This window comes from Testudinibacter sp. 'clade 2' (assembly GCF_006227735.1).
GTDB lineage: Bacteria > Pseudomonadota > Gammaproteobacteria > Enterobacterales > Pasteurellaceae > Chelonobacter.
The window spans coordinates 1-10,262 of record NZ_VDHB01000042.1 but is presented as its reverse complement, the minus strand read 5'-3'; the positions used below and the strand labels follow the sequence as shown (position 1 = coordinate 10,262).

At 41.6% G+C, this 10,262-nt stretch carries 10 protein-coding genes; 5 read left to right on the top strand and 5 right to left on the bottom strand.

The genetic code is table 11. The annotated features are described in order from the left end of the window. The first annotated feature begins 738 nt into the window (after nucleotides 1-738). The 5 genes from ftnA (FHQ30_RS04200) (at nucleotide 739) to FHQ30_RS04180 (ending at nucleotide 4,603) form a co-directional block, all read left to right on the top strand. Nucleotides 739-1,224 carry a non-heme ferritin gene (gene ftnA / locus FHQ30_RS04200; protein WP_132967543.1) on the top strand — a complete coding sequence of 162 codons (486 nt, stop codon included), beginning with the start codon at nucleotides 739-741 and terminating at the stop codon, nucleotides 1,222-1,224. A 23-nt stretch (nucleotides 1,225-1,247) separates the two neighbouring features. Next, the gene (ftnA, locus tag FHQ30_RS04195; protein WP_132967544.1) at nucleotides 1,248-1,766 is read left to right on the top strand and encodes a non-heme ferritin; all 519 of its coding nucleotides are present in this window, start codon (nucleotides 1,248-1,250) and stop codon (nucleotides 1,764-1,766) included. A gap of 302 nt (nucleotides 1,767-2,068) precedes the next feature. Next, nucleotides 2,069-2,824, top strand: a complete 756-nt coding sequence (gene fnr / locus FHQ30_RS04190; RefSeq protein WP_139611974.1) for a fumarate/nitrate reduction transcriptional regulator Fnr — start codon at nucleotides 2,069-2,071, stop codon at nucleotides 2,822-2,824. A gap of 94 nt (nucleotides 2,825-2,918) precedes the next feature. Continuing rightward, entirely contained in the window at nucleotides 2,919-3,881 is a 963-nt protein-coding gene (uspE, locus tag FHQ30_RS04185) for a universal stress protein UspE (RefSeq protein WP_139611975.1), read from the top strand. Between the two features lie 251 nt (nucleotides 3,882-4,132). Continuing rightward, nucleotides 4,133-4,603, top strand: coding sequence for a Dps family protein (locus tag FHQ30_RS04180; RefSeq protein WP_139611976.1), 471 nt, complete (start codon nucleotides 4,133-4,135; stop codon nucleotides 4,601-4,603). A 72-nt stretch (nucleotides 4,604-4,675) separates the two neighbouring features. On the opposite strand, the gene FHQ30_RS04175 is transcribed toward FHQ30_RS04180, so the two are convergent. From FHQ30_RS04175 to FHQ30_RS04155, 5 genes are all read right to left on the bottom strand, one after another. Further along, nucleotides 4,676-5,101, bottom strand: a complete 426-nt coding sequence (locus FHQ30_RS04175; RefSeq protein WP_132967548.1) for a universal stress protein — start codon at nucleotides 5,099-5,101, stop codon at nucleotides 4,676-4,678. Nucleotides 5,102-5,116: 15 nt separating this feature from the next. Beyond that, complete coding sequence (locus tag FHQ30_RS04170; RefSeq protein WP_139611977.1) at nucleotides 5,117-7,768, bottom strand: TRAP transporter permease; 2,652 nt, start codon at nucleotides 7,766-7,768, stop codon at nucleotides 5,117-5,119. A gap of 87 nt (nucleotides 7,769-7,855) precedes the next feature. Continuing rightward, entirely contained in the window at nucleotides 7,856-8,815 is a 960-nt protein-coding gene (locus FHQ30_RS04165) for a TAXI family TRAP transporter solute-binding subunit (RefSeq protein ID WP_139611978.1), read from the bottom strand. Between the two features lie 182 nt (nucleotides 8,816-8,997). After that, on the bottom strand, nucleotides 8,998-9,732 hold the full coding sequence (gene truC / locus FHQ30_RS04160) for a tRNA pseudouridine(65) synthase TruC (protein WP_267963857.1): 735 nt from the start codon (nucleotides 9,730-9,732) through the stop codon (nucleotides 8,998-9,000). A gap of 49 nt (nucleotides 9,733-9,781) precedes the next feature. Next, the gene (locus FHQ30_RS04155; protein ID WP_139611980.1) at nucleotides 9,782-10,105 is read right to left on the bottom strand and encodes a YqcC family protein; all 324 of its coding nucleotides are present in this window, start codon (nucleotides 10,103-10,105) and stop codon (nucleotides 9,782-9,784) included. Nucleotides 10,106-10,262: the final 157 nt, after the last annotated feature.

Genomic DNA, 10,262 nt, shown 5'->3' with positions numbered 1-10,262 from the left:
CGTAGTATTAAAACCGTAGAATTAAAAACTGAGAATAAAAAGATACGCCCAAATAAGGCGTATTTTTTTAGCGTTCAATAAAGCAAGTGCGGTAGTGAAAAAACATCTTTAAACCTTCCTTACAACCATTATTTCCATTTAATAACCATCTATTTTTATCTCAAAAATCGCTTAGAGTGCCTTTTTACAGCGTCTTTTGCTGATTTTCATGCTTGTGTATAACCCTGTGATTTACTTAATCCGTAGCGGTCACTAACCGCATAACTAATTTCGCATAATGTATATTATGTTAAATTAGATAAAATAGTAAGTCACTTTTATGTCACATCGATTGCCCTGTTGATGCCGTAATTGGACAACCGCCGTTATTCGTAGAAATAATGGTTTGATATCGAATCCAAATCAGACTGGATCAAGATGAAATATGCGTTAGCTAAAACAACGGATTATGAAGTTATGTCGATAACTAAAACTGCCCAAAATAAAATTCGAGTGCGGTTTTATCCGCTATTACGATATGCCCTCAATTCAGTCTAAAAATATAAAATGCCATTGTTCGATTTTAATAAAATAAGAATAGTTATGATTTCTTTATATATTAATCACTTACCCTTAAACTGCTATCTTTTTACTTTTTTTTGGCGTATCATCGATAAGGTTCCTACTATCACATCACATAAATTTGATAGTTTTATTTAAACAGTTGATTCAAAATAAATTTTTCAAAAGGACATCAATATGCTAGAGAAAAAAGTAATCAATAAGCTAAATGAACAAATAAATTTGGAATTCTACTCTTCCAATTTATATCTACAGATGAGCGCATGGTGCTCTCAAAAAGGATTTGAAGGTGCAGCTCAATTTTTGTTGAGACATGCCGATGAAGAGATGCAACACATGCAAAAGCTGTTTCAATACCTGAATGACACTGGCATCATGCCTGTGTTAGGCGAATTGGATGCACCACCTGCCGACTTCTCCTCTTTGCGCGAAATTTTCGAATTAACACTCGAACATGAAAAGTTAGTGACTAAAAAAATTAATAAACTGGTGGAAGTCACCTTTGAATGCGGTGATCAGTCCAGTTTTAATTTCTTGCAATGGTATGTAGCAGAACAACATGAAGAAGAGAAACTGTTCAACAGTATTTTAGATAAATTCAACTTATTAGGTGATTCAGGCTTATCCCTGTATTTCTTGGATAAAGAATTGGCAGCCCTGTAAAACTGAACCTTGGAGATTATATTATGTTATCGAAAAAAATTATTGATGATCTGAACGCACAGCTTAACTTGGAATTCTTCTCTTCCAATTTATACCTACAAATGAGCGCATGGTGTGAAAAGAAAGGCTTTCCTGGTGCTGCTCAGTTTTTATTGGCGCATGCTGATGAGGAAATGCAACATATGCGTCGTTTATTCACTTATTTAACCGAAACCGGCGCCTTGGCGGTAATTGGTAAAATTGAAGCACCACAACAACAGTTTTCTTCCCTGAAAGAAGTTTTCGAACTGACCTACGAACACGAAAAACTGGTCACCTCGAAAATTAATGAATTGGTCGATACCACATTTAAAGAAAAAGACTTCTCTTCTTTCAACTTCTTACAATGGTATGTAGCAGAACAGCACGAAGAAGAAAAATTATTTAGCGGCATTTTAGATAAATTTAACCTAGTCGGCACGGATGGACGCGGTTTATATCACATTGATGCTGATTTGGCTGGATTAGCGGTAGAAACTACGGCTAGTGAAGTTACACAATAGTGACGTTGTCACAATAATGCACACTATAAAAGGGTAGAACCATCAGGCACTACCCTTTTTATTATACCTATTTATTCAAAATAGTATTGATAATAACCTACTGATAACAATAAGTGCGGTATAAAAACGCAGCCAACAAAATCGCTAGTGCGATCAGCAGTTGGAACAGTCTTTTTTTGGTTAATTTCTCCGCCGCCATTTTATCTCCACAAACTCTCTATTTTAATACTTCTTATATAGATCGAATAATGCTAGAATTATTGAGATAGATCAATTTATTTCTCAATAAAGGTGTAATAAAAATGCCCTCAACCAATATTTCTGCGGTACGTATTCAATCCGGTGGCTGTGCTATTCATTGTCAGGACTGTAGTATCAGCACACTTTGTATTCCGTTCACTCTGAATAATCAAGAGCTGGATCAACTGGATAATATTATTGAGCGCAAAAAACCGATTCAAAAATCGCAAATCATGTTTAAAGCCGGTGACCCATTGCGTTCGCTGTATGCGATTCGTTCCGGTACCATCAAAACCTATACCATCAGCGAAACAGGTGAAGAGCAAATCACCTCTTTTCACTTGCCCGGTGATTTAGTCGGTTTTGACGCTATCACTGATATGCAACACCCAAGTTTTGCTCAAGCGTTGGAAACTGCAATGGTGTGCGAAATTCCGTTTGATATTTTAGATGATCTCGCTGGAAAAATGCCGAAACTAAGACAACAAATCATGCGTTTAATGAGCAGCGAGATCAAAAGCGATCAGGCGATGATTCTGTTGTTATCAAAAATGAATGCCGAAGAACGATTAGCCGCCTTCATCAATAATTTATCTCAGCGCTACTCTGCACGCGGCTTCTCCTCTAAAGAATTCGGGTTGACGATGACCCGCGGCGATATTGCCAACTATTTGGGACTGACTGTCGAAACAATCAGTCGTTTATTAGGACGTTTTAAAAAGAACGGTATCCTTTCAGTACAGGGGAAATTTATTACGATTACTGACCTTGAAAAGCTTCGTGCATTAGCCGACTCTACCAAATGTAAAGGCTCATAATCGAAAAAATTACCCGATACACATTGTTGTGTGCTAAAAGTGTAGTAAAATATTCTCCTTAGTGTTCTCCCATTAGAACTTGGAGGTGATTTGTATGCATTTCAATAATATCTTAGTGGTTATCGATCCGATGCTGGAAACCCAGCCTAGCCTTTTGCGTGCATTACATTTGGCAAAACAGCTGAAAAAAGCCGATATCCGCGCTAAATTAACACTGTTCTTATCTCTCTACGATTTTTCGTTTGAAATGAGTGCCATGCTATCTGCTGAAGAGCGGGAAAGCATGCACGAAGGCATTATCAATCAGAAAAAAGAGTGGCTGGAAGAGCTGATTCAGCAAACCATTCCTACAGATTCCGGCATTGAAATCGACACTACTGTCGTGTGGAAAAGCCGCGATTACGAAGCGATTCTTGAGCAGGTTAAGCTGAAAAATCACGATTTGGTGGTTAAAGTGGCAAAACCAGCTGAAGGTTTGGATGCGCTGATTTTCACGCCAACCGACTGGCAGCTATTGCGTAAATGCCCTTGCCCTATTCTGATTGTCAAAGAACATGAATGGCAACCGGAAGGACGAATTCTGGTTGCGGTCAACGTTGCTGATGACGAAGAATACCACGATATTCTGAATAAAAAATTGGTTGATGCCAGCCTTGATTTGGCTAAGGTATTGGCGGCGGGCAATATTCACCTGGCAACTGCCTACCCTACTACACCGGTCAATATGGCGATCGATCTGCCTGAATTTAACCCGAATGCCTACACAGACAGCATTCGTGGTCAGCATTTGATTAACATGAAAGCGTTGCGTCAGCATTATTGCATTAACGAAGATCATACCCATGTGGAAGAAGGACTACCGGAAGAAGTTATTCCGCAAGTTGCTGAAAAAATTAAAGCAGAATTAGTCGTTTTGGGCACGATTGGACGTACCGGTTTATCGGCGGCGTTTTTGGGCAATACTGCTGAGCATGTTATTGGTCGTTTGAATTGTGATGTGTTGGCGATAAAACCCGATCCTTATGAACTGGAACAGATGAACAATAGTCAGGATTAATTCGATATTTCTGCAAAAGCTTCCTTTCCCGGAAGCTTTTGTATTTCTGCTTAAATTCAAGACTATTCTAGGGTCTGTGCTCTAATGTATTTTGCCGCAACCGCACTTTGATTGCTAATAATTATCAATAACTGATTATTTATTAGCCAACACCTATCATAGCTATCCATAATTGCGATTAGCATCAAAAGAAGCTAACACCTATACTTTATGCGTGAATAACATATTACTATTTATTAAGGAGAAATATTATGACAACAAATATTGGATTAGATGTGGGAAAGTCACAAGCCCTCGCCGAAAAATTAAACGTTTTACTGGCAAATTATCAAGTTTTTTACATGAATGTACGTGGCTATCACTGGAATATTACCGGTCCTAACTTTTTCGAATTGCATGTTAAATTTGAAGAGATTTATGATAACTTGGTGATCAAAATTGATGAAATCGCTGAGCGAATTTTAACATTGGGGCAACGTCCGCTGCACTCTTTTCAAGACTACTTGGCAATCTCCGACATTCAGTCTCACACCAATGCGGTTACCGATACGCAAACCTTGCAAGGTACGTTAGACGGTTTTAAAGCATTATTAGTGCTACAGCGGGATATTTTGTTTTTAGCCGGTGAAGCGGATGATGAAGGTACAGCTTCACAAATGAGTGACTATATCAAAGAGCAGGAAAAACTCATTTGGATGCTGAATGCAGTTTCTGCACGCTAATTGAAACCAGATAATACAACGAAAAAAGAGGCGTGGTGATATCACTACGCCTCTTTTTTTGACTAATAATGTTTATCGCAGAATCAAGATCGGTTTGCGGCTGTAACGTGCTACTTTAACCGTGTTTGAACTTAGCCCTTCTTTATTATCATCTTTTGATGCCATCATAATAATAAGATCGACATTTTTTTCTTCAGCAACTCGATTCACTTCTTCATAAATTGTGCCGTAAGCCACGATATGTTGCACTTTACTCTCTTGTGGGAACACATCTCGGGTAAATTCATGCAATTTTTTATTGGCTTCCGCCAGCACTTCTTTATCAAAATTAGTGGGTAAAAACGAGGAAACAATACTATTGCTCGGTGCCGACACAATGCCGGCAACACGATAAATAGTATCTGGATTATTCCGCGTCATTTCAAGTGCAGTTTCCGCTAATTTTTTGGCTAGCGGAATATACCCCAGATCAATCACAATTAAGATATTCTTAAACATTATTCACTCTCCCTTTTACGATTCGATTTTACGACGGCGTCGGATTTGATTGAACCCTAAACCGAATAATAGCAGCAATGCTGGAATAAACATCCATTCTTTGGCGAGTGTATTGTGACGCGGTAACGCAACATACAAAATAGTTTGATCCCAGCTTAAGCCGGCTTTTTCTGCTGCTGAATCCAGTTGTGCCTCATCAATGATGATTTTATGCGTCATTTCGCCATCAACTTCAATCTGCTCTCCCGTATCTAATAAGGTTAAGCCCAGATTCTGTATCCGTTCTTCTCCGCTATTGCCTTGTGGAACATTCAATTTTGCGAAAAATTCAATCGGTGTACCATATTGGTTGATTCCCGCCACTTTTAAGGTCATGGTTTCACCCACCGGGGCATGGGCAATTTCCTGCACAATGTTGATCGGCTCAATATGACGCTCAGTTGGCGAAATATAGTTCATAAAGAATCCCGGGCGGAACAGCATAAAGGTGATTAATAGCAATAATGCGGTTTCCCACCACTTGGTATGGTCAAAGAAGTAGCGCATTGAAGCTGCAGTAAATGCCAATATGGCTATTGTGGCGACAATAAACACCATCACACCTTTGGCAAAACCGACATCAATCAATAACAAATCCGTATTGAAAATAAACAAGAACGGTAAAATAGCGGTACGCAAGCTGTAACCGAACGCCACCAAGCCGGTCTTGATCGGATTGCCACCGGATACCGCTGCCGCCGCAAAAGAAGCCAGGCCGACCGGCGGGGTCACATCCGCCATAATTCCGAAGTAGAATACGAATAAATGCACCGCAACCAACGGTACTATTAAACCGTTTTGACGCCCAACTTCCACAATCACGGTTGCCATTAAGGACGATACCACAATATAGTTGGCGGTTGTCGGCAAGCCCATCCCTAAAATCAGGCTGAAGATCGCAACTAAAATCAGCATTAACAGAATATTACCCATCGATAAAAATTCGATAATACTCGAAAGCTGCACACCAAAACCGGTTAATGCCACCACGCCGACGATAATCCCGGCAGTTGCTGTGGCAATGCCGATGCCGATCATATTACGTGCGCCGCTTTCCAAACCGGTAACTAAATCATTGAAGCCCTGTTTGGTCGCAGCCGCAACTTTTCCTTGGCGGCGATAGAGCTGCAAAATAGGTCTTTGAGTCAATAAAATAAAACAGAGCGCCAAGCTTCCCCAGAAAGCGGACAAACCCGGTGACATTCTTTCCACCATCAAACACCAGATCAAAATCACCACCGGCAATAAGAAATGCAATCCGGCATTCACGGTAGGTTTAACCGAAGGCAATTTCACTACCGGAGAATTCGGATCGTCAATTTCCAAATCGTCAAATTTAGCCACCCGTTTTAATAACAGAAGATAAACCAGTCCCACTAATATCGATACAATGGCTAAGGCGTGATCTGGCGATAGCGTTTTTATCCATGACAAGCCATACTCAATGATAAAATACACCACACAGATAGTAATAAAGCTGCCTAATCCGCGTAATACACTAATCACCCAAGGTTTGGCGGCATCCGCTCTTTCCAAACCTTTCAGATCCATTTTGCAGGCTTCCAAATGTACAATATACACTAAGGCAATATAAGAAATAATCGCTGGCAGGAAAGCGTGGGTAATCAGCTGACTGTACGGCATATTGACATATTCAATCATCAAAAATGCAGCAGCACCCATCACCGGCGGCATGATTTGCCCATTGACCGAAGATGCTACTTCTACTGCCCCTGCTTTTTCCGCAGAAAAACCGACCCGTTTCATCATTGGAATGGTAAAGGTTCCGGTGGTTACCACATTTGCAATTGAAGAACCGGAGATCAAGCCGGTCAAGCCGGAGGCTACCACCGCCGCTTTTGCCGGCCCACCACGGAAATGCCCTAAAAAGGCAAAGGCGGTTTTGATAAAATAGTTTCCTGCCCCGGCTTTATCCAACAATGCACCAAATAATACAAACAGGAACACATACTTGGTGGAAACTCCAAGTGCTACGCCAAATACTCCTTCGGTGGTGATCCATTGTTGATTGATGATATGCGACAAACTGCCGGTTCTGTGGCTGACAATCCAGCTGGACGGAAAATATTGGCCAAAATAGTTATACAGCAAAAATACACTGGCAATAATCACCAATGGCAAGCCTAAACTACGCCGGCAAGCTTCCAACAATAATAAAATCCCGACAATCCCGACAACAATGTCTTGCGTATTCGGCGCACCAAAACGTGTAACCAGTTCACCATAAAAAAACAGATAATAGGAGGCACAGAAGGTGGCGGCAAAAGCAAAAATCCAATCTAAAATCGGTACATGGTGGATTGGTGAAGATTTAAACGCCGGATAGGAAAGATAGGCTAGAAACAGCGCAAATGCCAGATGGATTGAGCGGGCTTTAGTATCATCAAACACCACGTTGATCGAGCCCAATCCGATTGAACGTAGCATTTCTTGAAACACAAACGGCAAAGGCGAAGCATAATAAATTTGAAATAACGACCAAAGAATGGCAACCGCAAAAATCAATTTTTTTGTAAAGCCATAGGGATTGCGACCGCCGGAGTCGTTTGCCGCCACCATGTCTTGCAGATCGTCTTGGTCAAAGGTTTTATTGGTTTTGTCTAACATAGTCCTTTTCCCTGTTAAGTTGTAGGTTTAAACAGCAAAGGCAGGGAAATCCCCTGCCTTTAATAAAATTAAGCAAGCTAAGAAAAATTACATCCAGCCTCTTTCTTTATAATAACGCACTGCACCATCGTGTAATGGCGCAGACAGTGCGTTTTTAATCATTTCATCTTCTTTCAGGTTTGCAAATGCCGGGTGTAAACGTTTAAAGCGATCAAAATTATCGAACACCGCTTTCACGACCGCATAAACCTGATCATCACTGACATCGGCAGACGTCACCAACGTCGCATAAACCCCAAAGGTATTGGTCGGGTTATCCGAGCCCGCATACAAACCGCCCGGAATCACTGCTTTAGCATAATAACTGTGATCGGCAACCAATTTGTCAATCGCTTCGCCTTCAACCGGCACTAAATGTGCGGCACAAGATGCCGCAGCCTCTTTCAGTGCCCCGTTCGGGTGACCCACGTTATAAGTGATTGCATCCAGATTGTTATCACACATCACCGATGCCATTTCTGCCGGCTTCAATTCGGAAGCAACTTTAAAGGCGGAATCATCCCAGCCTTTAGCGGCTAAAATTACGTTCATGGTTGCCCGCGTGCCAGACCCCGGATCACCGACATTGACACGTTTGCCTTTCAGATCATCGAAAGATTGAATACCCGAGTCGTCACGCGCCATCACCGTAAACGGCTCTGGGTGAATCGAGAACACCGCTCTTAACTTATCATTTTTCTTGCCTTCAAACGAGCTAGTGCCGTTATAGGCATGATATTGCCAGTCTGATTGAGCAATCCCCATATCTAATTGCTTTCCGGCAATCGCATTTAAATTAGCAACTGAAGCGCCGGTGGAAGGCGCATTACATTTGATGCCGCTTTTCGCTGAATCACGGTTGACCAACTGGCAAATGGATTGTCCCACGACATAATAAACACCGGTTTGTCCGCCGGTTCCGATGGTAACAAATTGTTCAGCAGCCATAACAGCGGTAGATGATGCCATTAGTCCGGCAACGAAAGATAATTTAAAAAGTTGTTTCATGTATAGCACTCCTTCTAAATTGTGATCTGTCAACATACAGATTTATAAGTGTAATTGCATAGCATTAAGTCAGCGGCAGTGCGACTTGCCTGCTAACATATACAAAGGTTATATAAATTGCAACTACAATTGCAAAACAGGATTTGTTTTAACAATGAATTTGCTATTTATTTAGTCATAATTTAATAAATGTCGTGATCATTAATTTTCCATTTAAAAATATTTAGCATCCGTTGCCAATTTTGATCAACCTCAGCACAAATTGTTATTTTCTGCCCGCTTATCGGGTGTTCAAAGCCGATTTTATGCGCATGCAGCATTAAGCCACTGCACCCCAGATGCTCACTAAAAGTGCGGTTTTGGCGCAAATCCCCATAAGCCGAATCGCCGATGATCGGATGATGCAGGTGCTTCATATGACGCCTTAATTGATGTTTACGACCGGTTTGCGGCAATAATTTCACCAGACTATAACGGGCACTGGCATAGCGTCCGGCAGGATACGGCATTTCGATCTGCGCTAAAGTCTGGTAATCGGTGACCGCACTTTGAGCCGCTTTTTCCGGCTGACTGAATTTATCGGCAATTTTATCCAACTGCTCTTTTAACGGATAATCAATTCTTCCCTGCCCGCACAAAAACCCCCGCACCACCGCCAAATAGCTTTTTTCGATCTGTTTTTGTTCGAATTGTCGGCTGAGACGACGAGCAGATTCTTGGTTCAGCGCCAACACCAATACACCGGATGTCGGACGATCTAAACGATGAACCGTATAAACGTGCTGCCCGATTTGATCACGCAAGGTCTGCATCACAAAACGGGTTTCATGCTTATCCAGCCAGCTACGGTGTACTAGCATGCCTGCTGGTTTATTGATAGCAATAATGTCCTCGTCACGATACAAAATTTGCAAAATCGGCGGCTGTGCTGTTGTCTGCTCTCCATTGCCAGAGTCAAAGTGCGGTTTATGCTGGCTCATTCAGCAGGCTTTCTATGTCGGTTAATGGGGATAGCAACAGCTCAAGTTGGGCAATATCGTTCATTGCCTCTTCCAGATAAGGCGTAATGGCAATTTTGCTAGGCAGCGGCGCCTCAGCATCCAACAACGCGTGCATACGCGGAATAAAAATCCATTGCAGCCACTCATACGGCTCCAACGTGTCTAAATGGAACGGTTGCTCGCTCTGCAACCGCTCTTGTTCCGGTGGTGAGGTTTGCCATAAAGCCAATTGCTGTAAGTTATATTGCAACTGCTGCAAATGTTGGCGTACTTTATCCTCTTGCGACATCATGCTTTCTCCTTAAAATTTGGTGTGCCTATTGTAATCCAACTGCTGCGCAAGTTCTGCAAAAAAAGAGAGCCAAGCTAGGGTCTGTTGATGTTTGTTTATATTTTGAGTTGTCGTTTAAAATGAGCACAATCTAGGCGTAAGCCGAAATCAATAG